The organism is Rhizobium sp. P2_G9 (assembly GCF_056403475.1).
This window is the reverse complement of record NZ_JBFUFK010000003.1, coordinates 1-24,742: the sequence shown is the minus strand read 5'-3', so window position 1 is coordinate 24,742 and position 24,742 is coordinate 1. Positions and strand designations below refer to the sequence as shown.

The 24,742-nt window shown below is 62.0% G+C and carries 22 protein-coding genes; 9 read left to right on the top strand and 13 right to left on the bottom strand.

Annotated features, from left to right (window positions below):
• Positions 1 to 44: 44 nt before the first annotated feature.
• From AC1DYF_RS03235 to AC1DYF_RS03210, 6 genes are all read right to left on the bottom strand, one after another.
• A complete protein-coding gene (locus tag AC1DYF_RS03235; protein ID WP_477875183.1) occupies positions 45 to 1,439 on the bottom strand; it encodes an LLM class flavin-dependent oxidoreductase in 1,395 nt (464 codons plus the stop codon).
• Positions 1,440 to 1,457: 18 nt separating this feature from the next.
• The gene (locus AC1DYF_RS03230) at positions 1,458 to 2,672 is read right to left on the bottom strand and encodes an SfnB family sulfur acquisition oxidoreductase (protein ID WP_477875181.1); all 1,215 of its coding nucleotides are present in this window, start codon (positions 2,670 to 2,672) and stop codon (positions 1,458 to 1,460) included.
• A 20-nt stretch (positions 2,673 to 2,692) separates the two neighbouring features.
• Positions 2,693 to 3,682: an ABC transporter permease gene (locus tag AC1DYF_RS03225; protein ID WP_477875179.1), complete on the bottom strand. Its 990-nt coding sequence runs from the start codon at positions 3,680 to 3,682 to the stop codon at positions 2,693 to 2,695.
• Complete coding sequence (locus AC1DYF_RS03220) at positions 3,682 to 4,710, bottom strand: ABC transporter permease (protein WP_477875177.1); 1,029 nt, start codon at positions 4,708 to 4,710, stop codon at positions 3,682 to 3,684. Before AC1DYF_RS03220 ends, AC1DYF_RS03225 begins: the two co-directional genes overlap by 1 nt.
• Positions 4,700 to 6,250 carry a sugar ABC transporter ATP-binding protein gene (locus AC1DYF_RS03215; RefSeq protein ID WP_477875443.1) on the bottom strand — a complete coding sequence of 517 codons (1,551 nt, stop codon included), beginning with the start codon at positions 6,248 to 6,250 and terminating at the stop codon, positions 4,700 to 4,702. The genes AC1DYF_RS03220 and AC1DYF_RS03215 overlap by 11 nt, the downstream gene beginning before the upstream one ends.
• A gap of 78 nt (positions 6,251 to 6,328) precedes the next feature.
• Positions 6,329 to 7,339: a sugar ABC transporter substrate-binding protein gene (locus AC1DYF_RS03210; protein ID WP_477875175.1), complete on the bottom strand. Its 1,011-nt coding sequence runs from the start codon at positions 7,337 to 7,339 to the stop codon at positions 6,329 to 6,331.
• Positions 7,340 to 7,884: 545 nt separating this feature from the next.
• Here AC1DYF_RS03210 and msuE point away from each other — a divergent pair.
• The 9 genes from msuE (at position 7,885) to ssuD (ending at position 18,060) form a co-directional block, all read left to right on the top strand.
• Positions 7,885 to 8,463 carry an FMN reductase gene (gene msuE, locus AC1DYF_RS03205; RefSeq protein WP_477875442.1) on the top strand — a complete coding sequence of 193 codons (579 nt, stop codon included), beginning with the start codon at positions 7,885 to 7,887 and terminating at the stop codon, positions 8,461 to 8,463.
• Positions 8,464 to 8,496: 33 nt separating this feature from the next.
• Entirely contained in the window at positions 8,497 to 9,606 is a 1,110-nt protein-coding gene (gene sfnG / locus AC1DYF_RS03200) for a dimethylsulfone monooxygenase SfnG (RefSeq protein WP_477875173.1), read from the top strand.
• 270 nt (positions 9,607 to 9,876) lie between these two features.
• Complete coding sequence (locus AC1DYF_RS03195) at positions 9,877 to 10,797, top strand: ABC transporter ATP-binding protein (RefSeq protein WP_477875171.1); 921 nt, start codon at positions 9,877 to 9,879, stop codon at positions 10,795 to 10,797.
• Complete coding sequence (locus tag AC1DYF_RS03190) at positions 10,797 to 11,696, top strand: branched-chain amino acid ABC transporter permease (protein WP_477875169.1); 900 nt, start codon at positions 10,797 to 10,799, stop codon at positions 11,694 to 11,696. Before AC1DYF_RS03195 ends, AC1DYF_RS03190 begins: the two co-directional genes overlap by 1 nt.
• Before the next feature lie 3 nt (positions 11,697 to 11,699).
• The gene (locus tag AC1DYF_RS03185; protein WP_477875167.1) at positions 11,700 to 12,755 is read left to right on the top strand and encodes a branched-chain amino acid ABC transporter permease; all 1,056 of its coding nucleotides are present in this window, start codon (positions 11,700 to 11,702) and stop codon (positions 12,753 to 12,755) included.
• 82 nt (positions 12,756 to 12,837) lie between these two features.
• Positions 12,838 to 14,187 (top strand): ABC transporter substrate-binding protein, encoded by a 1,350-nt coding sequence (locus tag AC1DYF_RS03180; RefSeq protein ID WP_477875165.1) that lies wholly within the window; start codon positions 12,838 to 12,840, stop codon positions 14,185 to 14,187.
• 355 nt (positions 14,188 to 14,542) lie between these two features.
• The gene (locus AC1DYF_RS03175; protein WP_477875163.1) at positions 14,543 to 15,322 is read left to right on the top strand and encodes an ABC transporter ATP-binding protein; all 780 of its coding nucleotides are present in this window, start codon (positions 14,543 to 14,545) and stop codon (positions 15,320 to 15,322) included.
• 29 nt (positions 15,323 to 15,351) lie between these two features.
• Positions 15,352 to 16,599 (top strand): SfnB family sulfur acquisition oxidoreductase, encoded by a 1,248-nt coding sequence (locus AC1DYF_RS03170; RefSeq protein ID WP_477875161.1) that lies wholly within the window; start codon positions 15,352 to 15,354, stop codon positions 16,597 to 16,599.
• Between the two features lie 294 nt (positions 16,600 to 16,893).
• Complete coding sequence (ssuD, locus tag AC1DYF_RS03165; protein ID WP_477875159.1) at positions 16,894 to 18,060, top strand: FMNH2-dependent alkanesulfonate monooxygenase; 1,167 nt, start codon at positions 16,894 to 16,896, stop codon at positions 18,058 to 18,060.
• 72 nt (positions 18,061 to 18,132) lie between these two features.
• Here the strand turns inward: ssuD and scpB are convergent, their stop codons facing one another.
• The 7 genes from scpB to AC1DYF_RS03130 form a co-directional block, all read right to left on the bottom strand.
• Entirely contained in the window at positions 18,133 to 18,834 is a 702-nt protein-coding gene (gene scpB / locus AC1DYF_RS03160; protein ID WP_477875441.1) for an SMC-Scp complex subunit ScpB, read from the bottom strand.
• Positions 18,834 to 19,784, bottom strand: a complete 951-nt coding sequence (locus tag AC1DYF_RS03155; protein ID WP_477875157.1) for a DUF1403 family protein — start codon at positions 19,782 to 19,784, stop codon at positions 18,834 to 18,836. Before AC1DYF_RS03155 ends, scpB begins: the two co-directional genes overlap by 1 nt.
• A gap of 162 nt (positions 19,785 to 19,946) precedes the next feature.
• The gene (locus tag AC1DYF_RS03150; protein WP_477875155.1) at positions 19,947 to 20,972 is read right to left on the bottom strand and encodes a zinc-dependent alcohol dehydrogenase family protein; all 1,026 of its coding nucleotides are present in this window, start codon (positions 20,970 to 20,972) and stop codon (positions 19,947 to 19,949) included.
• Between the two features lie 211 nt (positions 20,973 to 21,183).
• Entirely contained in the window at positions 21,184 to 22,038 is an 855-nt protein-coding gene (locus AC1DYF_RS03145) for a CheR family methyltransferase (protein WP_477875153.1), read from the bottom strand.
• Between the two features lie 24 nt (positions 22,039 to 22,062).
• Positions 22,063 to 22,551: a chemotaxis protein CheW gene (locus AC1DYF_RS03140; protein WP_477875151.1), complete on the bottom strand. Its 489-nt coding sequence runs from the start codon at positions 22,549 to 22,551 to the stop codon at positions 22,063 to 22,065.
• Positions 22,548 to 24,332, bottom strand: coding sequence for a methyl-accepting chemotaxis protein (locus AC1DYF_RS03135; protein WP_477875149.1), 1,785 nt, complete (start codon positions 24,330 to 24,332; stop codon positions 22,548 to 22,550). Before AC1DYF_RS03135 ends, AC1DYF_RS03140 begins: the two co-directional genes overlap by 4 nt.
• A gap of 71 nt (positions 24,333 to 24,403) precedes the next feature.
• Positions 24,404 to 24,742 (bottom strand): chemotaxis protein CheW (locus AC1DYF_RS03130; protein WP_477875147.1); only part of this gene is annotated, 339 nt, incomplete at its 5' end.

The following is a 24,742-nucleotide window of genomic DNA, read 5'->3' as shown; positions in this document are numbered from 1 at the left end:
AGTCGAGATTCCATGCTCAGMCAGACCACCTCCTCTGCGGAAGCCTACTCCGCCGCCCTCGCAGCACTCAGCCGCTCAATGTCGCGATAGGCCGCCCCCGGATGCGGCAATTCCAGTCGCGACCCTCTACCGAACAGCTTTTCGCGTAGCGTGCCAGGGCGATACTCGGTCTTGTAGACGCCGCGCTTCTGCAGTTCCGGCACCAGCATGTTGACCGTGTCCTCAAACGTTTCCGGCGTCACGGCATAAGCGAGATTGAAGCCGTCGACGTCCGTATCCTCGATCCATTCCTGCATTAGGTCGGCRACTGTCGAGGGTGAACCGACAAAGACCGGGCCGAAGCCGCCGATACCGACCCAGTCGGCCATTTCCCGCACCGTCCATTCCTTGGTCGGATCGATGGTGGTGAAGGTCTCGACGGCGGATTGCACCGCATTGGTATGGCGGTGGCGCAGCACCTCGTCCGGGGAAAACTGGCCGAAATCGATGCCGGTCCAACCCGAGATCAGCGTCAGGGCGCCTTCGTAGGAGACGTATTTGCGGTATTCGTCGAACTTGCGCTTGGCCTCGGCATCGGTCTCGCCGAGGATCACGGTCTGGAGGTTGAACGACAGGATGTCGCGCGGATTGCGGCCGATCTTCTCCGCCGCCTCGCGCACATTGGCGACGTAACGCTTCAGCACAGCCTTGGACGGAGCAGCGACGAAGATGCATTCGGCATGCGCGCCGGCAAAATCCTTGCCACGGCTCGAAGCGCCCGCCTGGTAGAGCACCGGCGTGCGCTGCGGCGACGGTTCCGACAAGTGAATGCCGGGCACGGTGTAATATTTGCCGGCGTGATTGATCGGATGGACCTTGGAGGGATGGGTGAAGATGCCGCTTTCGCGGTCGCGCACCACCGCGCCGTCTTCCCAGCTGCCTTCCCAGAGCTTGTAGCAGATGTCGAGATATTCCTCGGCGAGATCGTAGCGGTTGTCGTGCTGCGTCTGCCCGGCCTGGCCGATATTGAGCGCGCCGCTGTTGAGATAGGAGGTGACGATGTTCCAGCCGACGCGGCCCTTGGTGAGATGGTCGAGCGTCGAGATGCGCCGGGCAAATGTATAAGGATGCTCGAAGGACAACGACGCCGTCAGCCCGAAACCGAGATGCTCCGTCAAATAAGACATGGTCGGGATCAGCTGTAGCGGGTCGTTGACCGGCACCTGTGCCGAATGCTTGAGGGCAGCATTGGTGTTGCCGTTCAGCACGTCATAGACGCCGAGCACGTCGGCGATGAACAGGCCGTCGAATTTGCCACGTTCCAACGTCTGGGCGAGATTCACCCAATAGTCCATGTCCTTGTATTTCCACGACTGGTCGCGCGGATGCCGCCAGAGGCCGGGTGACTGGTGCCCGACACAATTCATGTCGAAGGCGTTCAGCCGGATTTCGCGGGTCATGTCATGCTCCTGGATTGATCAAAGCGCGCCGTTGCGCGGCGGGGTGACGCCGTTCAGCAGGTAATTGCCCACGACGTGAAATTTCCAGCGCACCGGGTCGTGCAGGGTATGCGTGCGGGCGTTGCGCCAGTGGCGGTCGAAATTGGCGCCCTGGCGGGCCGCCGAGGTGCCAGCCAGTTCGAACAGCGTGTTGGTCGCCTCGATGGCGACTTCGGTGGTCAGCACCTTGGCGCCGGCAACCGCGATGGTCGCGGCGACGACGTTGTCTTCCGTCGGATTGATCTGCGCCGTGTCGACCTTGTGGCCGGACTGTTCGAGCAGCGCCGCAGCCGCGTCGATGCGGATCGCCAGTTGGCCGATGCGGGAAATCGTCAGCGGATCGTCGGAGGCGCGTTCGATGCCGGCATCCATCCATGGCCGTGCCTTGGTCCTGACGAAATCGATCGTGTCCTTGAGCGCAGCGCGCGCAATGCCGAGATCGACGCCCGCATGGATGATCTGTCCAACCGAACCGATCGTGCCCGGCCGCTCAAAACCCTTGTGGTGATGGACGACGCAATCCGACGGCACATAGACATTTTCGATGATCGTCGTGCCGCTGCCGGTGGTCCGCTGGCCGATGCCGTCCCAGTCGTCGACGATCTCGATACCCTCGGTACCTTTCGGCACGAAGGACATGGTGAGATTACCATCCGGGTCATTGGCGAAAACGACGATCCAGTCGGCGAAGATGACACCGGTCGAATAGAATTTCTTGCCGTTGAGGCGGAAGCCGGCACCATCCGGCGTCAGCTTTGTATTGTATTGACCGACCGTCTTGGTGCCGACTTCGGACAAAGCATTGCCGAATTTGTCGCCGGCCAATGCGCGGCCGAAGAAGAATTTCTTCTGTTCCTCGCTGCCATCCAACCTCAGCGCCTCGAGGATATAGAAATGGTTCTGCGGGATCTGGCCGATCGAGCCATCGGCTTCCGACAGGATGGCGGTGACTTCGGCCAGGACCGAATTGGAGACATCGATGCCGCCATAGGCTTCCGGCACCGTGATCGCCAGCAGGCCGGAATGCGCCAGCGTCTCCATTTCCTTGAACGGCAGTTCACGATTGCGGTCGCGATCGGAAGCACCCTTGGCAAATTCGGCGGCGAGCGCCCGGGCGACGGCGAGCGCGTCGGTTTCGGTCTCGATATGGCTCGCGGGCGATACTTCCCTGTGGAATTGTGCGATGTTCGACATCTTTCACCTCCTGCCAGCGGTCAATGACCACTGGCCCTTTTGTTTGCGAAGCTGATGGCAAGCACGGCGAAGATCAGCACGCCGGTCCCGACCTGCTGCCAGTAAAAATTCAGGCCGCTGAGCAGCAGCCCGTTGGCGACGATGGCGAGCAGCAGCACGCCGAGCACCGTGCCCGCGATATYGGGCCGGCCATGCGGATTGAGTGTCGTGCCGATGAAGGTCGCGCCGATGGAATTGAGCAGAAAGGCATTGCCGGAATTGGGAATGTAGACCGTCACCGTCGAAGTCAGGATCAGGCCGGCAACCGCTGCAATCGCTGCAACGAGGATATACGTTACCGCCATATAGGCATTCAGCGAAATGCCGGAATAGCGCACGACCGGGGCCTGTATGCCGGCCGAGAGTATGACGCGCCCGAAACGCGTGCGGGTCAAAACCACCGAGGCTGCAATCCCAATGACCGCGGTGATCAGCAGCGGTGCAGGCAGCCCGGCGATCGTGCCGTGACCAAGAAAGTGGAAGCTCGCGGGGACGCCGGTTGGCGGCAGGTAGACGGGATTGCCGCCATTGGTGAGCAATTGCTGCACGCTACGACCGACGAACAGCGTGCCGAGCGTGGCCAGAAACGGCGTTACCCCAATGCCCGAGATCAGTACAGCGTTGAAGGCGCCGACCAGCACACCGGCGAGAATGCCGGCGATGAGCGCCAACGCCACCGGTAGTCCGCCCAGCACGAGCGAGACAAAGGCGAAACTGGCGAAATCGATCGCCGTGCCCACCGACAGGTCGATACCGCCGGCCGCGACCGCGAAGGTCATGGCGATCGAGACGATGGCGAGCAGGGTGAAGTTGTTGACCAGGATGCTTTCGAGATTGGCCAGGGTGAGAAAACTCGGTGCAGCGTTGGCGAAGATGGCCATGACCACGACGAGCGCTATCACCAAAGCGTAGCGGGCGACAAAGCGCAGGATGCCGGAAGGACGGGCGCGCAGCATCGTCGCGGCCGTCATCAGCGGCTCTCCCGCTTCAGAAGCGTCGTTGTCGAGACGACGAGCAGGATCAGCAGACCCTGTACGCCGCTGACCAGCGTGCTGGAAATATTGAGCAGTTGAAAGCCGTTGAGCAGGACACCGACGAACAGGGCCGACAGCAAGGTACCGGTGATGGTGGGCACCAGACGCCGCGAGAAGACGCTGCCGAGCAGCGCGGTCACGACCACGGGCAACAGCATTTCGCCGGAACCCGTCGTGCTGCCGGACAGATAGGCAGCCGAGAGAATGCCGGCAAAGCCTCCGCAGAGGCCGGAGAGGATGAAGGCAAAGCCGCGATAGGCCTTCACCCGAATGCCCGCCGCGCGCGCCGCTTCCGGAAATTCGCCGACCGCATAGAGCCTGAGCCCGAAGGATGTGCGCTGGATCACGGCGACCATCAGTGCCGTGAAGGCGATGAGAACATAGGCCAGCACCGGAACCCCGAACGGACCGGTCGCCGACAGCGTGGTCAGGAAGTCAGTCGACGCCGGGATAACGGTATTCTGCGTCAGCACGAGCTCCAGCCCGGCGACGACGTTCATCACGGCCAGCGTCGCCAGCAGTGGCACAATGCCGGCAAGCACGACAGCCAGTGCATTGACGACACCGATGGCGAGCCCGGTGCCGAGGGCTGCGAGCACCGCCGTGCTGTCGCTATATCCTGCATGGGCTAGAGTTGCATAGACGGCGGCGGAAAGGCCCATATTGGCCGCCAGTGACAGGTCTATGCCGCCGGTAACGACATTGGAACCACCCGCGATGATGACGATGGTGAGACCAATCGCCAGCACGCCCGCGATTGCCGATTGGCCAAGGATGTTGCCGATGTTGAACAGCGTCAGGAAATAGGGTGCCGTGAGCGAGAAGATCAGCAGGATCAGAGCGAAGGCGATCAGCGCGCCATAGCGAAGCGCCGCGGAAGCGAACTGACGACCCGAAAGCGTGCTGGTCCGGCTTGCCTTCCGGGCGACGATGAAGGTGGAGTCGTAATGGGAATCAACCGACATTGCGCAGAACCTCCGTTGAGCCGGTTGCCTCGGCGAGGATTTCGGCTGGCGTGGTGTTGGATGTGATGAATTCGCGGGCGATCCGGCCGCGGAACATGACCAGGACGCGGTCGGTGATGCCGGCCAGTTCATCGAGGTCCGAGGAGAGCACGATGACACCGGCGCCTCGGCTGGCCAGCTCGCCGATCAGCGCATAGATTTCGACCTTGGCGGCAATGTCGACACCCACGGTCGGTTCATCGAGCAGATAGATCTCCGAATGCTGGCTCAGCCACTTGGCGATCGCAACCTTCTGCTGATTGCCGCCCGACAACGAGCGAACGAGCGAACTGGCACCCGCCGTCTTGATCTGCAGCCGTGCGATAAGGCTATCCGCCTCCCGCGCCTCCTCCCGTCGGTTGAGGAATCCGCGTTTGACGAAGCGGGAGAGGCTGGCAAGCGTGGAATTTTCCGCCACGCTCAGATCAAGCGCCACGCCATGGCCGCGGCGGTCCTCCGGCACCAGCGCCAGCTTGCGGCTGGCGGCCTGCGAGGGGGTGGCGGTCCAGACTGTCTGGCCATTGACCTCGACACGACCCGAAGCGGCTGTTTCCAACCCGAAGAGCGTCCGGACCAGCTCCTTGGCGCCGGAGCCGAGCAGGCCGGTCAGCCCAAGAATTTCGCCCTTGCGTAGCGACAGGCTGATATCACTGTATTTCCCCGGCGCCGTCAGGCCCTGCACCTGCAGCAGCGTGTCGCCGAGTTCGACTTCCCGCTTCGGATAGAGGTCCTTGATGTCGCGGTTGACCATCAGCGCGCCGATCGCTTTAGCCGACGTTTCGGCGAGCGGCAGGGCAGCAACCGTCCTGCCGTTGCGGAGCACGGTGACCGTGTCGCAGAGGTCTTCGATCTCGCTGAGATAGTGCGAGATGTAGATGATGGTAATGCCTTCGTCGCGCAGCCGGCGGATCAGCTTGAACAGGATATCGGCCTCACGCCGGACGAGCGCGGCTGTGGGCTCGTCGAACACCAGCACGTTCGGCTGTTCGAGCAGGGCGCGAGTGATCTGGATGATCTGCTTCTCGGCGGTGGTCAGCTCCGAGATCAGCGCCGTGCTGGGAATCCTGACGCCGAAATAGCGGGCGAGGATCGCCTCCGCCTGCCGCTGCATTTCGCCCCGGTCGACGAAGGGCGTGCCGGCAATGAGCGGCTCGCGGCCGAGGAACAGCGCCTCGCCAACAGTGAATGTCGGCACGAGCAGCCGATCCTGGTGGATGAACTGGATACCGAGCCGTTCGACCAGCCGCGGCGTCAGTCTGTCATAGGCCTCGCCATCGATCTCGATCGTGCCCTTGTCGGGCTGGTGGAGACCAGCAAGCAGCTTGATCAGCGTCGATTTGCCGGCGCCATTCTGCCCGACGAGACCATGCACCGTGCCGCGCTTGACCAGGAGCGAGGCGCCGTCGAGCGCCTTGGCGCCGCCGAAATGCTTGACGATGCCGCCGAGCCAGATGACCACGTCGCGTTCGGCGAGGTGAGGAGGTGCGCTTGACGACATGATCTTGCTCCTGCGTTTGGGAATTGCGGGGCGCGGACCAGCCCGGCAGGACATCCGGGCTGGCCCACAAGCAACGGCGCGTCAGCCGATGCCGAGCTTCTTCGAGACATCGCCGACATTCTGCTTGTTGGCGAGCAGCGCCGGCACATAGGTTTCGCGCGGCAGTTTTTCGCCGGCAAGCAGGCGGGCAGCGTTGCGGACGGCCGTGCGGCCGATCTCGGCCGGCTGCTGCGCGGCATCGGCGCCGGCCGGCGAGTTCGGATCGGCGACGAGCTGCAGCACTTCCGGGCTGCCGTCGACGCCATAGGTCCGGATCTCCGTGCGGCCTGCTGCGGCCAGTGCCTGGGTCGCGCCAAGCTGCGGAATGTCCCAGGCCGACCAGATCGCCTTGATCGACCCCTTGTCCGGATATTTGTTGAGGATAGCCGTGATCTGGGTGAATGCGTCCTGCACAGTGTTCGGGATCACGTCGCGCAATTCCGGCTTCAGGATTTCGATCTTGGGGAAATACTTGGTCACATTGACGAGCTGGTCATAGCGGATAGCGCAGGGCGTCACGCCATAGAAGCCGTTGAAGACCACGATCTTGCCTTCGCCGCCGATGTCGCTGACCAGTTGCAGCGCCAGATCCTTGCCGATGCCCCAGTTGTCGGACGTGGAATTGTTGATCGAATTGGTCGAGCCGACGTCGACAGTCAGCACCGGGATGCCGGCGTCGCGTGCCTTCTTCAGCCATGGGTCGATCACCGAAAGCGTGCCGAGGGTCTGGATGATCGCATCCGGCTTCTGGGCAATCAGCGTCTGCAGCTGAGATACCAGCTTGGCGTCGTTGCGCTGGCCGTCGACGGCGATAGGCTCTCCGCCAAGCGCTTTCACTTCGGCGATCTGCGCGTTGTAAGCCTGAAGATCGAAATAGTGATCCGTGCCGGTAGCGCTGATGCCGATCCGCTTGCCTTTCAAGGACAGCGCACCGGCGGCTCGCGCAGCGGTAGCGCCGAGCAGCGTCGCACCTGCTGTCGCCGCACCGACAGCCGCCGATATCTTCAGCATGTCGCGGCGATTGAGGGTCGAAAATGAAAACCGGTCGCTCATAGAAATCTCCATTCTTATTCAGTGGACGATGATGACCTGGCAGCACCCAGCGGCGGCCGCGGCTCACCTGTTTCCCTGCCGGACCACTCAAACCGTCTCGGCCGTCAGCCACATGCATGGCGCGCTATGCCGAATGAGACGCAGCTACGGATCGGATCGGGGCGCCCGCCGCAGCGTGGCGCGTTTCCAAAAAACTAGCTTTAAAATCTATATTGTCAATCAAAATTATAGAAAATATCGGAGGCTTAGCGGCACGGCATTTTTGCAAGCCGGCGGGCCGACCGCAAATCTCGCAATATGCCGCTGCCATCGCGGACTGGTGATGACATGCAGTGCAGAAAACCCTGCAACTGACGCGTTTGCACCGGGCGTAGCTGAAACCTCGCTGACAATAATTCCGCACTTTTTGCGGAACCATCGCCGTTTCAGGAAAAATATTTCAGTCTTCTCCCTTTCGCGAAAAATTCCTGCTTTACTCTTAGTCTATATAAATTATGGATTAAGTTAGTTTAATGACACGGTGCAGGAACCGGAAAATGCGAGAACTGAAAATTGTGGGCATATCGGGCAATGTCAGGACGCCGTCACGTACGGCTTCGCTCGTCGAGGCGATCCTTGCTTCGATCGAGAGCCGGCTCAGCGTCCAGACCCGCAAGATCGACCTGGTCGATGCCGCCCCGATCCTGTTTCGCGCCCTTCGCTCCGACCAGCTCGATGATGCCGGCCGCGAACTGGTGCAGGCCGTTGAGACCGCCGACGTGCTGGTGGTCGGATCGCCCGTTTACCGCGCTTCGTATTCCGGCGCGCTCAAGCACCTTTTCGATCTCGTGCATTTCGAATCGCTGATCGGCAAGCCAGTCATCCTTGCGGCGACCGGCGGCACGCCGATGCATGGCTTGATGACCGAGCATCAGCTGCGGCCGCTGTTTGGCTTCTTCAAGGCTCTGACGCTGCCAACCGCCGTCTATGCGCTGGAAAGCGATTTCGACGCCTATTCAGTCCGCAATCCCGAAATCACCAAACGCATCGATGCTGCCGTGCGCGAACTCGGCGCGCTCTTTCCTGCCGTTTCCGAACTTGCATTGCAGACCGATGCGGCCGAGCGGCCGCGCCTTCGTGCCTGACCAAAACCTCTCATAGTGTGGATGGAGAAACCAATGTCCCAGCTCAAAAAAGACCCTTTGAAATTCGCCTACTGGGTGCCGAACGTCTCCGGCGGCCTGGTGATCAGCTCGATCGAGCAGCGGACCAGCTGGGATATCGACTATAACCGCAAGCTCGCGCAGATCGCCGAACACTCCGGCTTCGATTACGCGCTGAGCCAGATTCGCTTTACTGCCGGCTATGGCGCCGACAACCAGCATGAATCGGTATCGTTCAGCCATGCGCTGCTCGCTGCCACTGAACGCCTGCGGGTGATCGCCGCCGTCCTGCCGGGTCCGTGGAACCCCGCTTTGCTCGCCAAGCAGATCGCCACGATCAGCCATCTCACCAATGGCCGCGTCGACATCAACGTCGTTTCCGGCTGGTTCCGCGGCGAATTTGCCGCGATCGGCGAACCCTGGCTTGATCATGACGAACGCTATCGCCGTTCGGAGGAATTCATCCGTGCTGCGCGCGGCATCTGGACCGAGGACAGCTACAATCTGCGCGGCGATTTCTATCGCTTCACGGACTATTCGATGAAGCCGAAGCCGCTTGGCGGCATCCCGCAGGTGTTCCAGGGCGGCTCGTCCCGCGCCGCCCGCGACATGGCGGCCCGCGTCTCCGATTGGTACTTCACCAATGGCAATACGCCCGAGGGCCTGACCGCACAGGTGGACGACATCCGCGCCAAGGAAAAGCAGTTCGGCAAGAGCTGGCGCACGAAGATCGGCATCAACGCTTTCGGCATCGTTCGCTCGACCGAGAAGGAAGCCCAGGAAATACTGAAGGAAATCATCGACAAGGCGATCCCCGACGCGGTCAAGGGTTTCCACCACGAAGTCCAGAACGCCGGCAATTCCTCGCCGGAGCGCGAGGGCAACTGGGCCAAATCGACCTTCCAGGACCTGGTGCAGTACAATGACGGCTTCCGCTCCAACCTGATCGGCACGCCCGAACAGGTGGCGGAACGCGTCATCGGCCTGAAGCGCGCCGGCGCCGACCTGATCCTGCTCGGCTTCCTGCATTTCCAGGAAGAGGTCGAATATTTCGGCAAGCATGTGCTGCCGATCGTGCGCGAGCTCGAGGCGATCGAGGATCGGGCGCTGGAAGCCGCCGAGTAAGGCTGCGCTGCGGCCTGGGGCACCCCCCTCTGCCCTGCCGGGCATCTCCCCCTCAAGGGGGGAGATTGGATGGGGCACCAGCTCGCGCCTCTCTGCCGTCGCATCCCCTGCAACGCCTGTTTGGGGCGATGAGAGCGCCACGAGTCAATCTCCCCCCTTGAGGGGGAGATGTCCGGCAGGACAGAGGGGGGTAGCCCCGAGCACCCACGACAAAGGACGGCACCCACAGCGCCGCCCGCCAAACGAACGACAGCATGAACGGAGACCAGCATGCTGGATGCCCATTACACATTTTCCGCGCTCGACGGCACGGCGTCGCTCAGGGAATATCCTTCCCTGCCATTCCTGAACTCTTCCACCAAGGCGGAAGCCGGCAAGGTTCGAGAGGGCGTGCTCGCGGACCAGCCGGTGCTGGCGCTGGAAAATATCACCATTTCCTTCGGCGGCGTCACCGCCGTGTCAGGCGTGGACCTCGCCGTGCAACGGGGTGAAATCCGCGCCATCATCGGCCCGAACGGTGCCGGCAAGAGTTCGCTGATCAACATCATCAGCGGCATTTACCGCCCAGACAGCGGCCGTGTCTGGCTCAACGGCAGGAGCTATGCCCAGGTGCCGGCCCAGAAGGCCGCGCGGCTCGGCATTGCCCGCACCTTCCAAAATCTTGCTCTGTTCAAAGGCCTGACCGTTGTCGAAAACATCATGACCGGGCTTGCCTTCGCCCGCCGCTCAACCTTTATCGGCCAGGCGCTCGGCTCGCCGCGTGCCCGCCGTGAAGAGCGCGAAGCTCGCGATCGCGCCCGCAGTGTCGTCGAGTTCCTGCATCTGGAGCATGTCGCTGACCGACTGGCCGGATCGTTGCCCTATGGCCTGCAGAAGCGCGTCGAACTCGCCCGCGCGCTTGCCCCCAATCCCGAGATCTTGCTGCTCGACGAGCCGATGGCCGGCATGACCGCCACCGAGAAACAGGAAATGGCTGCTTACGTCCGCGCCGCCCAAGAGAGCTATGGCACGACGGTCATCCTCATCGAGCATGACATCGGCGTGGTTATGGGTCTCTCCGATCGCATAGCCGTGCTCGACTATGGCCGCAAGATCGCCGACGGCACTCCTGCCGAAGTGCGCGCCGACCGGGCGGTCATCGATGCCTATCTCGGTATTGTCAGCGAAAACGACGAAGGAGCTGGCATCTAATGGACGGCGGCTTCGACTATCTCTTCTTCCTCGAAGTGCTGACCGGCGGCCTGCTCTCTGGCGTGATGTATTCGCTCGTCGCCATCGGCTTCGTGCTGATCTACAAGACATCAGGCGTGCTGAATTTCGCCCAGGGCGCGCTGCTGCTGTTCGCTGCATTGACCTTCGTGTCGTTGGTCGAACGCGGCCTGCCCTTCTGGCTGGCGCTGGTCATCACTTTCCTCGTCATGGTGCTGATCGGCATCGCCATCGAGCGCACCGTGCTCAGGCCGCTGGTCAATAAGCCGCCGATCACCTTGTTCATGGCCACGCTCGGCCTCTCCTACGTGATCGAGGGTGCGGCTCAGCTTGTCTGGGGCACGCAGGTGCATGGACTCGATCTCGGCATCGAGGACGTCCCCTTCGAATTCCACGGCATCATGATCTCGACCTTCGACCTGTTCGCTGCCGGTGTTGCTGCGGTGATGGTCGCGGCTCTCACACTGTTCTTCCGCTATACCCGCGTCGGCTTGAGTTTTCGCGCCGTTGCCGACGATCAGTTCGCCGCCCTGGCCGTTGGTCTCAGATTGCCGCGCATCTGGGCCACGGTCTGGGCGACGTCCGGGCTGGTGGCGCTGGTCGCCGGCCTGCTCTGGGGCGCGCGGCTGGGCGTGCAGTTCTCGCTGTCGCTGGTCGTGCTCAAGGCGCTTCCAGTGCTGGTGCTGGGCGGCTTCGACTCGATTGCCGGCGCCATTGTCGGCGGGCTGCTGATCGGCGCCTCCGAAAAGCTCGCCGAAGTCTATATCGGCGATTATTTCGGTGGCGGCATCGAGGGCTGGTTCGCTTATGTCGTGGCGCTCGTCTTCCTGCTCATCCGCCCCTCCGGCCTGTTCGGCCAGAAGCTCGTGGAAAGGGTCTGACCGATGGCTGTCCTCACCGCATCGCAACCCTTGCAGGCTCAAGCCGCTAAGCTGCCGGGCTGGCTGCTGCCAGCCGTGGCCTTGGTCATCGCCTTCGCCGTCGTGCCGCTCGTCGGCCAGGGCTATCTGATCGAAGCGATTCTTCTGCCCTTCCTGGCGCTGTCGCTGGCGGGCGTCGGCCTGAACCTGCTCACCGGCTATGCCGGACAGGTATCGCTCGGCAGCGCTGCCTTCATGGCGGTGGGCGCCTTTGCCGCCTTCAACTTCAACCTCCGGATCGATGGCCTGCCAATCCTCGTCAGCATCGTGCTCGCCGGTGTCGTGGCGGCCGGAGTCGGCATCGTCTTCGGCCTGCCGAGTCTCCGGCTGCGCGGCTTCTATCTGGCCGTCTCGACCCTGGCCGCACAGTTCTTCGTGCAATGGGCACTGACCAAGTTCAACTGGTTTTCCAACAACAATCCGTCCGGCGTTATCGATGCGCCGAACCTCACCATTGCCGGCATCAATTTCGACAGCTCGACCGGCCGCTATTACTTCGCGCTCTCCATCGTCACGACGTTGACCTTCCTCGCCTGGCGCGTCGCCACCTCGCAGACCGGCCGCAATTTCATCGCCATCCGCGACAATGAGACGGCTGCTAAGATCATCGGCGTGCCGGTGCTCAGGACCAAGCTGCTCGCCTTTGCGCTGTCGTCCTTCATCATCGGCGTCGCCGGCGTCATCTGGGCGTTTACCTATCTGCGCACCGTCGAACCCGACGGCTTCGACCTCGACCGCTCGTTCCAGATCCTTTTCATCATCATTATCGGCGGGCTCGCCACCATCCGCGGCGCCTTCTTCGGCGCGGCGCTGATCGTGGTCTTCCCTGTGGTGATGTCGCGGGTCGGGCAATTCTTCCTCGGCGACCTCTTCGACTCCGGCGTGCTCGACATGAGCCAGCGGGTCGTGCTCGGCGCGCTGATCATCGTCTTCCTGATCCTCGAACCCGACGGCCTTGCCGCGCTGGGCAACCGGGTCCTCAGAGGGTTCCGTATCCGCAGACCGGAACAGCAAAGCTAAGCGGCAGGCATAAGCCGCTGGAGAATTCACCAATCCCAATCACAAGGCCGGCCAAAACCGGTCAACAGAAGGAGCATACCCAATGACAAGACTGACCAACACGCTGCGCGCAGCCGCAGCAGCCCTGACACTCACCTTCGCGGCCGGACTGACCACCGCCCACGCCGATGAGCAATATTTCCCGCTGCAGAGCTATCGCGTCGGCCCCTATGCCGCCGGCGGTACCGGCTTCTTCGGTGGCTTCATCGACTATATGAACTTGATCAACATCCGCGACGGCGGCGTCAACGGCGTCAAGCTGACCTGGGACGAGTGCGAGACCCAGTATGAAGTCGAGCGCGGCGTCGAATGCTACGAGCGCCAGAAGAGCCATCCGAATGCGGCGGCCTGGAACCCGCTCTCGGTCGGCATCGCCTATGCCATGATCGACCGCATCACCGCCGACAAGGTGCCGCTGATCACCGTCAACCATGGCCGCACCGACTCCACCGACGGCCGCGTCTTCCCCTACGTCTTCCCGCTGCTGCTGAACCCCTATTCGGAAACGTCGGGCATCATCAACTACCTCGCCACCAAGGAAGGCGGCCTCGACAAGCTCAAGGGCAAGAAGATCGTCGTGCTCTATCACGGCTCGCCCTACGGCAAGGAAACCATTCCGATCTATGAACTTCTCTCCAAGAAGTATGGCTTCAGCGTGCAACAGATCGAAGTGCCGCATCCCGGCAACGAGCAGCAGTCGCAATGGCTGACCATCCGCCGCGCTCGTCCGGATTGGGTCGTGCTGCGCGGCTGGGGCGTGATGAACCCGGTGGCGCTGAAGACCGCCCAGAAGGTCGGCTTCCCGGCAACCAAGATCGTCGGCAATGTCTGGTCGAATTCCGAGGAAGACGTGATCCCGGCCGGTCCGGCGGCCAAGGGCTATACCGCCATCACCACCCAGGCTTCGGGCGAACAGTACCCGATCGTCCAGGAGATCGTGAAGACGCTCTATGACAACGGCAAGGGCAACCTCGAGGACAAGAAGCGCATCGGCTCGGTCTACCACAACCTCGGCATCGTCAACGGCATCCTCAACGTCGAGGCCATCCGCACCGCCCAGGCTAAATTCGGCCATCGCACGCTGACCGGCGACGAAGTCCGCTGGGGCTTTGAACATCTCAAGCTCGACGATGCCAAGGTTGCCGCCCTCGGCGCCAAGGACCTGTTCCACTCGATCGACGTCACCTGGGACAATCATGAAGGCGACGGCTACGTGACCTTCCAGCAATGGGACGGCAAGAAGTGGAACGTCGTCTCGCCCTGGATCGCGCCGGACTGGAAGCTGCTGCGCCCGATCATCGAAAAGTCGGCCGAAGCCTATGCCAAGGAAAAGGGCATCAAGCTGCGCACCGCCGAGGATGCGGAGAAGACGACGGCTACGACGACGAACTGAGGATCTGGTCGACACCCCTCACCAAGCGCGCCCAAGCACTCGACCTTTGGTCTCGCGCGGGCTTGCTATCCTCTCCCGCAAGGGGAGAGGCAAGGTGCCACAATTGTCGGCCTCGCTTGGGGCAGGACGATGCCGCGACTTTTCCTCGCCCCTTGCGGGAGAGGATACGAAGGCCGGGTGAGCACTTGCGAACCCTCGGCCGAAGTTGGTGAGGGGTGAAAACCCCCGACTTCCTGAAACTGGGTGCCGGAATATCCGGCATCCTCACTCCATGGCCGCAAGGCCTAGGCATGCGGGGTCCCGTCACCCACACACTCGCGCCTCCGCATGCCACTTATTCTTCACGAGGTACTTGATGGGCGAAGAACAGATCATCCTCGAAGTCCGCAATGTCCATGCCACCTATGCGCAGACGATCCAGGCGCTCAGCGGCGTGAGCCTGACGCTCCGCAAAGGCGGGATCCTGGCTTTGCTCGGCTCGAACGGCGCCGGCAAGACCACGACGTTGAAAGCGGTCTCCAACCTGCTGCCCGCCGAGCGCGGCCAGGTGACGACGGGCGAAATCCTGTTCGAGGGGCAAAATGTGCTGTCGCAAAGCCCCGCCCGGCTGGTCCGCTCCGGCCTCGTCCAGGTGCTCGAGGGCCGGCACTGCTTCAAGGGCCTGACCGTCGAGGAAAATCTCATCTCCGGCGGCCTCGGCCGCGGCTCATCCCGGCGCGAGATCGCCGAGGACCTCGAACGCATCTATGTCACATTCCCCCGTCTCAAAGAGAAGCGCCGGACATCCTCCGGCCTCACCTCCGGCGGTGAGCAGCAGATGACGGCGATCGGCCGGGCGCTGATGTCGCGGCCGCGGCTGCTCGTGCTCGACGAACCGTCGATGGGGCTGGCGCCGCTGATCATCGAGAGTATTTTTCAATCGCTGAAGGCGCTCAACCGCGAGGCCGGGCTTTCGATCCTGGTCGCCGAGCAGAATTCGACCGTAGCGCTCAAATATGCCGACGAGGCCGTGGTGATCGAAAACGGCATTTCTGTCCTCTCCGGCACCGCGGCGGAACTGCGCGGCCGCGACGACATCAAGGCTTTCTATCTCGGCGAAGGTGCCACCTTCACCGCCGACAGGCCGGCTGCCTGACACCATCAGTTCATCAAGGGAGAAACCACATGAACGTGATCGCAAAGACGGACGAGACCAAACTGGTCGGCGTGCCCGCCGTGGCGCGGCCCGCAGAGCCAGCACACATCATCAAGGACGACGCCGAGGCGATCGCCGTGGCCCACAAGCTCGCCGCCGAATTCGTCAAGGGTTCGGCCGAGCGCGACCGCGAGCGCATCTGGCCGGTCGCCGAACTCGACGCTTTCTCGCAGAGCGGCCTCTGGTCGATCAACGTGCCGAAGGAATTCGGCGGACCGGAAGTCTCCTATGCGACGCTTGCCAAGGTGGTCGAGATCATTTCCGAGGCCGATTCCTCGATCGGCCAGATCTCGCAGAACCATCTCGGCGTGGTGGCGGCAATCCGCACCGTGTCCGACAAGGCACAGCAGAAGCTGCTGTTCGGCGAAATCCTCAAGGGCACCCGCTTCGGCAATGCCTTCTCCGAATTCGGCTCCAAGCGCGCCGTCGATTTCGAGACCAAGTTCACCGATCACGGCGACCATGTCGTTGTCAAAGGCCGGAAATTCTACTCCTCCGGCGCGCTTTTGGCGCACAAGGTGCCGATCGTGGCGCTCGATGACGAAGGTCGCGCCTGGTATGCGATCGCCGACCGCAATGCGCCGGGCCTGACCGTCATCGACGACTGGTCGAGCTTCGGCCAACGCACCACGCTCTCCGGCACGGTCATCCTCGACGACGTCAAGGTCGACAAGGCCTGGGTCGTCCCCGGCTACAAGGGCTATGACAAGCCGACGGCCGATGGCGCCATCTTCCAGATCATCCAGGTGGCCGTCGACACCGGCATCGCCTCGGCCGCCATCAAGGAGACGATCAATTTCGTCCGCACCAAGTCGCGCGCCTGGGTCGACAGCGGCGTCGACAATGCCTGGGACGATCCCTACACGATCCAGGCTGTCGGCACGCTGAGCCTCAGGCTGCATGCGGCGCAGGCTTTGTTGGAAAAAGCAGGCTACGCGATCGACCGGGCTGTCGCCAATCCGACCGCCGAGACCGTTGCCGAAGCGCAGATCATCACGGCGGAATCGAAGATCCTGTCGACCGAGATCGCCATCGAAGCCACCAACAAGCTGTTCGAACTGGCCGGCACCCGTTCGACGCTGGCCGAGCACAATCTCGACCGGCACTGGCGCAATGCCCGGACGCATACGCTGCATGATCCTGTGCGTTGGAAATATTCGATCCTCGGCAAATATTACCTCAACGGCGAGAAGCCGCCATTGCACGCCTGGAGCTGACCGGAGCTTCGGCTTCGAGGCATTCTCGTTGAAGACGGGAATGCCTCCTGTCATATTTGTTGTTCCAACCATGAGACGGTTCGCAGAGCTGGTTTTTGCTGAGATGTGCCCGTTTTAAATCCGCCTGCGTCTTTTGGAACCAGGTTCCTGAAATCGCCCTTCGCTGAAAAATTGATCCGCAAAACGCTCGATTTTTGTGACGATATAATATCGATAAAAATACTAGAATATATCAATATAGTCTGAAAGAGTGCCCGAAGGCTCGACCGCCCAGTGAAAGTAAAGGATCACGCCATGTCATCGCATAAGCCCCTCGATTTCCTCTGGTTCATCCCAACCTCCGGCGACGGTGCCTATCTGGGCTCCAACGAACTGGCGCGGCCGACCGATCCGGCTTACCTGAAAGAGATCGCGGTCGCTGCCGATCGGCTTGGATATTCGGGCGTGCTGATCCCCACCGGCGTCGCCTGCGAAGAATCCTTCATCGTCGCCGCAGCACTGGCGCCGGTGACGGAAAAGCTGAAATTCCTGGTGGCGGTGCGGCCCGGCGTGGCGTCCCCCGCTTATTACGCAAGGCTCGCCTCGTCGCTGGACCGGTTCTCGCATGGCCGGCTGTTGCTCAATGTCGTCGTCGGCGGCAGCGCTCAGGAACTCGCCGGCGACGGCATCTTCCTGCCGCATGACGAGCGCTATGCGCATGCGGAAGAATTCTTCAAGGTCTTCAACGAACTCCTGGCGCAGGGACATTCGACGCTCGACGGCAAGTATATCAAGGCGACGAATGCGCAACTCGGCCTGCCGCCGGTGCAGGCGCCGCGGCCGCCCCTCTATTTCGGCGGCTCTTCCGACTCGGCCATCGATTTCGCCGCCGAGCACATGGACAAATATCTGACCTGGGGCGAGACCCCGGCCCAGGTCGGCGAAAAGATCGAAACCGTGCGCAAAGCCGCTGCCAAGCGGGGCCGGAAAGTCTCCTTCGGCATCCGTCTGCATTTCATCGTGCGCGAGACCGACGATGAAGCGTGGGAAGCCGCGGAGCGCCTGATCTCCAAGCTCTCCGAGGATACGATCGAGGCCGCGCGTGAACGCTTCACCAAGCAGAACGATTCCGTCGGCCAGACGCGGATGTGGGAACTGCATGGCGGCCGTCGCGACAAGCTCGAAGTCTCTCCCAACCTCTGGGCCGGCATCGGCCTGGTGCGCTCGGGCGCCGGAACCGCGCTGGTCGGTTCGGCAAAGACGGTCGCCGCACGGCTGCGCGAATATCAGGACCTGGGCATCGAAACCGTGATCGCCTCGGGCTATCCGCATCTCGAAGAAGCCTATCGCGTCGCCGAACTGCTCTTCCCCGAGATCGGCCTCGGCGTGCCGCACCACCGGCTGCCAACATCGTTCGGCCAGTCACAGGTTTTTGGCGGCGGCGGCCATGGCGGCAATCTGCGCGTCGTTTCGGGCTCGTAACCGGCATAAGCCGGCCCAACTGCGGAGAGCCATCGGGACATAGGCACGATGTCTCTTCCAGACTCCTTTGTTTCACTCCTTCGCGTGGTCGTCTTCCGTTTCGGCGAATATGTCCGGAACGCCATCGGCCACCGCATCTTCCCGACTGACCAATCCGGCATCTTCCAGCCTCTCGACATCAGGCAGATCGCTCAGGGTTTCCAGGCCGAATGCCGTGAGAAACCGCTTTGTCGTCACATAGCTGTAAGGCGCACCGGGTGTGGGGCTGCGCGGTCCCGAAGCAATCAAGCCGGCATCGCGCAGGCCGGCAACGGTGTCGCGGCTGATCTCGCGTCCGAACAGTTTTGACAATTCGCTGCGGGTGATCGGTTGCCAATAGGCGATCGCCGCCAGAATTGCGGCTTCGGTTTCGGACAGCGACGGAGCGGCGCCGCGCATCGGCGCCAGCGCAGCACGGATTGCCGGGGCATAGGCACTGCGGCTGCGATGCTGCCAGCCGCCGGCGACCACGACGATATCGTAGGGACGGGAACGAAGCTCCTCGCGCAGGTCGTCGATCAACAGATCGATGCTGCAATCCTTGCCGACCACCCGCGCCAGCGTCTCGCGGCTGACCGGCTCGCTCGCCGCAAAAATCACTGCCTCGGCCCGCAGCATCCATTCGCGCCAGCGCAGTTGCGGCGGCAGGTCTGCCAGCTCCCTGTCGAACAACACGTCATGCCGTGGCGCTCTCGCCGTCTGCTGCCTCCTTGCTGTGCCCGATCCGGTCGCCATCATAACCCAAAAATCCGGAATGACGTGCGGCCGGATAGCTCCCGCACCGCGCCAAAGCTCTCCAGCCGCTCGAACAGCCGGGTGGCAGCCCAGCGCGACAGATTGCCGCCAGGCGCCGAGGCCGGCAAGGCGTCCGCGTCGAGCAGTCTGCGGACGACCGCTTCAGCGCCCCTGCTGCGTAGCTTGGGTGCCGCTGCCTGCAGCTTTGCGGCGCGGCGATCGATCTCCCCGGCGCGCCGAAGTGCGTGAGCGGCGGCATCGGCCAGAGCCAGGCATATCGCCCGGCCGAACGCCGCCTGCCCCGGCTGCAGGCGCCCTCGCCCGCCGGTCGTCCGAAACGCCGCCCCATAACGTTCGGACATCAGCAGCGGTAGGCCACAATCCCAGCCCAGTTTTTCGGCCAGCAGCCGGTCGGCCAGCCACCAGGCCAAAATTTCGGCATCAGGCCGTATGGCGCAGACATTTGCGACCAAATCGGCGACCGCAAACGGAATGATGCGGCGCGTTTGCAGGGCAGCGTCAAGACAGTCCGCAATTTCGTCCAGCCTCTCGCCGCCCAAGCCCATCAGGCCGGCCAGATCTTGCAGAACCTTGCTGCCGACCGCGCGCCGCTTCTCGCCCAGCTTTTGGAACGCCCAGACCATGCGTCCGGCCGGGCCTGGATCGTCACCTTGTGCCGTCAGCAGCACGGCGTCGCGCACGCTGCCTTCGTCCATTGCGCGGCCATTGAGCCGCACCGCGGCAATCGCGCATCCAAGCCCCTGCCGGGCTCGCCAGCAGCCACCCCATAGCGGGCCACTCCGGACAAGATCGTCCAGCGTTTTCAGGGCAATGCCGGCGGCGAAGGCTGCGTCCGCCTCGCTTGCTTCATGACCGCGCGCTGCCGCCCAGCCCGGCAGGCGGGGCGGCTCGCTCGGCGTCGACAAGGGCGCGGTGACAAGCGTGTCCATGCCGCAAACGTAAACCGGATGTGCAGTTTACACCAGTTGAAACTGAGAAAACCGCACGCCTCCGATATCAATCAATGCGACTTTCTGCGGCTTGGCAAGCGCCCGATCAGGCTTGATCTTCTGCCTGACACCGCAGTGCAGACTCTGCTTGCCACCCGGATATCAAAGGTTCGGAACGACCAATGCCCGAATTTCGCCGCTGGCTGCCGGACCGGAGATTGCCTTGATCGCGTCATCAAACCCGATCGTACGGCTGATGAGCGGTTCGACGACGATCGTTCCGGATGCGATCAGCGCGGCAGCGCGTCCATGTGTGAACGGATTCACGAATGACGTCACAATCGCGACTTCGCGAAACAGCAGATCGAAAGGTTCGATCTCGACTTTCATACCACCCGGCAGAACGCCCAGAATGACAACCGTGCCGCCGCGGCCCGCCAGACGCGGCGCCTGCTCGACTGTTTCCTTGAGCCCGGCGCATTCGAAGACGACATCCGCGCCACCCGGCAGAATTCCGTGATCGCCGGTGATCCGGTCGATGACGTTGCCGGTCGAAGGATCGATCGTGGCTGTCGCGCCCAAAGTTTCAGCCAGCCTTCGCTTGGACTCGCTGCGCGTGACGAGAATGACGCTGGTGGCACCTGCCAGCCGTGCCAGTTGGACCACAAGCAGTCCGATCACGCCGCCGCCAATGACGATCGCCGACGATCCGGCCTTGATATTGGCGAGATCGACGCCGTGCAGGCAGCAGGCGAGAGGCTCGCAAAACGCCCCGTGCAGCGGTTCAAGCGTCAAGGGCAGCGCGAAGGCCTGCTTTTCCGGAAGAATGACATATTCGGCGAACCCGCCATTGCGATGGATGCCGATCGCCTGGAGGTTGTGACAAAGGTTGACGCGGCCATGATGGCATGCCGGACAGCGCCCGCAGGCAATGTTCGGATCGCCCGTGACACGCATGCCGGCTTTGAAGGCGGTGACGCTACTGCCGACCGCCTCGACGATACCCGCAAACTCGTGGCCGATCGTCACCGGCGGCCTTGAAGGAAACTCGCCGAGAAAGAGATGCCGGTCGGTGCCGCAAATGCCGCATGCCTCGACACGAACCAGAAGTTCGTCCGCCCGCGGCACCGGCTTCTCCACCTCGCGCACAGCGAGCTTCCCGATTGCTTCCAAGAACAACGCCTTCATGCACAACCTCCCTCGATCCGTTCGACTGGCTCTCTCAAACCGTGACCCGCACTGCTTAAGGCTGGCCAACAGCGGAGCGCTCATGCCCAGGAACTTCAAGCCCGACGTTATCGGCTGGCCGCTTACATCGCAATGCTGCTAATCCGGCGCCATTCTCTCATGCGCAGGTTTGGGACGGAGGCCTTGCTTGTCGGAAAGGGTTCGATACCGTTCAGAGCTTTTGAAAGACGGTATTGGCCACCGGCTTTAGCGGCAGATCGAGCCCACCGGCCGTTTCGGAATGGCCGATGAACAGGTAACCGCCAGGAGCCAGGCATTTGCAGAGGCGCGTCAGAACCTCTGCCTGTGCCTCCTTGTCGAAATAGATAAGCACATTGCGGCAGAAGATGAGATGCATGGGTTCGCCGATCTCATAGCGCTCGTTCATGAGATTGAAGCGGGCGAAAGCGACCTTTGACCTGAGATCAGGGACGATGCGCACCTCCCGCCTGCGCTTGTCGACAGACCGCATCACATAGCGTTGACGAAGGCCTGCCGGGACCGGATCGACCATCTCGGCCGGATAGACACCCCGCCATGCGGTCCGCAGGACTTCGGTGCTGAGATCGGTCGCGAAGACCAGATAGTTGATACCGGAATGCCGCGCTGTAAATTCCTCCAGCACCATCGCCATCGTATAGGGCTCGGCGCCGGTGGAACAGGCCGCACTCCACGCGCGGATATTGCGCTGATCGCGACGCGCGAGATCGGGCAGAGCCTGATCTTTCATGAACGCGAAGTGGTTGGGCTCGCGGAAAAAATCCGTCTTGTTGGTGGTGACGGAGTCGATCAGATAGATCGCCTCCTTCTCCAGTCCGTCTTGTTTGAAAAGATAGTCGCAGTAGGAATCGAAGGTTTTGTGGCCGGTGACGCGCAGCCGCTTGCGCAGCCGGCCTTCGAGCATGGTCAGCTTGCTATGTGGCATCTTGATGCCGCTATAGTCGTAGATGAAACCGGCAAGACGATCGAAGTTCTTCCTGCTGATGCCGTCGTCCACGACGGAGAGGCTACGTGCGATGGCTGGCATAGTCGATGTCCTGAAATGCTTCGATCAAGCTGCGTCTTGGGAAATGGTGAGAGCGGCCTCGTCCTTGGTCAGTAGCCTGGCAAGGTCGATAATCAACACGAAGCTGGTTTCGCGACGGACGACGCCGGAAATATAGTCGGAATGCCATTTGACGCCGATATCCGGTGCGGCCTCGATCTGATCCTTGCTGAACGGCGTAACCTCGAACACCCGGTCCGCGACCAATCCGAGCGTCAAAATGCGTGCCTCGAGCGGAATATCGAGCACCAGGACCCGCGTATGGGGCGTTGGCACGGTGCGCTCGAGGCCAAGCTTGAGCCTCAGATCGATCATCGGCACTCCCTGCCCCCTCACATCGCGGAGGCCGAGAAAATAATCGGGGCCATTCGGGATCTTGAACGCCTCTTCATGATCGAGGATTTCACGCACGACCTCGACGGGAACAGCAAAGACTTCCTCGCCAAGGCTGAAAGTAACGAATTGCGCTGTGTGCGAGGAGGTTGCCATGGTCATGCGCTTTCCCTGAAATCGACGTCACCGTCATCCGGGCCGCCACGCTTGAAATCGAGAGCAAAGCCCTTCACCCGCGCCTGCTGTTGGGCGACGGCGTTGTGACCGGCAGGGGCACGAGCGGCAGTCGGGCGGGCCGGTTGTCCGCTCGCCTTAGCCGGCGTTGTAGTGGACGTTGTGTCGACCTTGAAGAAGGCGATCGAGGTCTGCAGTTCTTCCGACTGGGCGGCGAGCTCTTCCGAGGTGGCCGCCATCTCTTCGGAGGCCGAGGAGTTCTGCTGCGTCACCTTGTCGAGCTGCTGGATCGCCTCGTTGATCTGGCTGGCGCCGATATCCTGCTCGCGGCAGGCGGCAGTGATTTCCGAGACCAGTTCTGCCGTCTTGCGGATATCCGGCACCAGCCGCGAGAGCATCTCGCCGGCTTCCTGTGCGGCCTGGACCGTGTCGCCCGACATGGCGCTGATTTCCGCCGCGGCCGACTGGCTGCGCTCGGCAAGCTTGCGCACTTCCGACGCCACGACGGCAAAGCCCTTGCCATGCTCGCCGGCGCGGGCGGCTTCGACGGCAGCATTCAGTGCGAGCAGATCGGTCTGGCGGGCGATTTCCTGGACGATGGAAATCTTCTCCGCGATCGTGCGCATGGCGGCGACGGCGCGATTGACGGCCTGGCCGGAAATTTCGGCATCCTTGGCGGACTGGCGGGCGATCTTTTCCGTCTGGGCAGCGTTGTCGGCATTCTGCTTGATGTTGGCGGCCATCTGCTCCATCGAAGCCGAAGCTTCTTCAGCGGCGGCTGCCTGTTCGGTGGCGCCCTGCGACACCTGCTCGGAGGAGGCTGACAATTCCTGGCTGCCGGAAGAGACGTTGTGCGAGGCCGAGAGCGCATCAGCGACCACGCCGCGCAGGCGTTCGACCATGCTTTCCAGCGACTGCCCGAGCACGTCCTTTTCGGATAGCGCCTTCGGCGAGACCGTCAGGTCACCATTGGCGATCTTGTCGGCAATCTGCGCAGTGTTGCGGAGATTGCCCGTCATCACGTTGATCGTGTTGACCAGATCCTTGATCTCGTCATTGGTCTTGATCTCAACGTTCTGATTGAGATCGCCGATTGCCACTGCATTGGCCACGCTCATAAGCTTGCGCAAGCCACTATTGATTCCGAGTGCGATCCAGACAGCAGCAATGACAGCAATAAGAGTGGCACCGATCACGACGCCGATCAGCGTGTTGCTGGTCGTCGCGTAAAGATCGTCGGTATCTTTGTCGGCTTTCGCCATAGCGGCGGTGTTGACTTCGACAAGCGTTTCGACCGATTTTTCCATCTCCGACATTATGGCGCGGATTTCGCCAGTGGAGAGGGCCACGGCACCCTGATGGTCGCCGCCCTGGATCAATTTCAGCAGATCCTGAGATTTATTATCGAAATCCGTCGTGCTTTTTACCAGCGCTTCCCAGGACGGCCTTCCCTTCTCTGTGGACATCGCCAGGCCTCGATGACCATAGTCGATCAGCACCTGCATCTTCTGTTCGGCTGTATTCATGGCATCGAGCGCCGTTTTCTGGTCGGTCGCCAGAAGCGCGTTCTTCTGGTAGCGAATGACCTCAAGCCGCGCGGCGTTGACCCGCAACGCATATTCCATGCGTTTGGCCGACCCTGAAATGACGTCGGAAACGGCGTTGTTCAACGTATTCAGTCCGCTGATGCCGTAAACAGCGCTTCCGATGAGGAGAAGGATAACAATGCCAAAAGCTATGGCGAGTTTTAACTTGATCGTGATGCGCATGATGAGGTCCTTCCTGAATCTTCCAACAGCAGCGGCGGCCGGCTGTTCCTTGATGAAATGTGGATGCTTGGTTAGGGTCTTGAGGACAGGTTGTGGCGTTGTGCGAAGATTGCATCCATGTTCGGTACGATGATGAAGTCGTTGCCGCGCTTGACGAGGCAATCGATGTAATCAGCCCGCCAGCGCATGCCGACGCTTGGCGGCGGCTCGCTTGCGGTCTTGGTCAGCGTAGTGACCTCGTTGACCTTGTCGGTGCGTACCCCGATCAGCACCGGTTCGCCCTCGAGTTTGAGCCCGATGACGATGATGCGGCTGTCATGAGTGATCTTGGTCGCCTCCATGCCGAAGGCGAGGCGGATATCGGCGAGCGGGATCACCCGGCCGCGGAAATTGAGCACGCTGCCGACGAA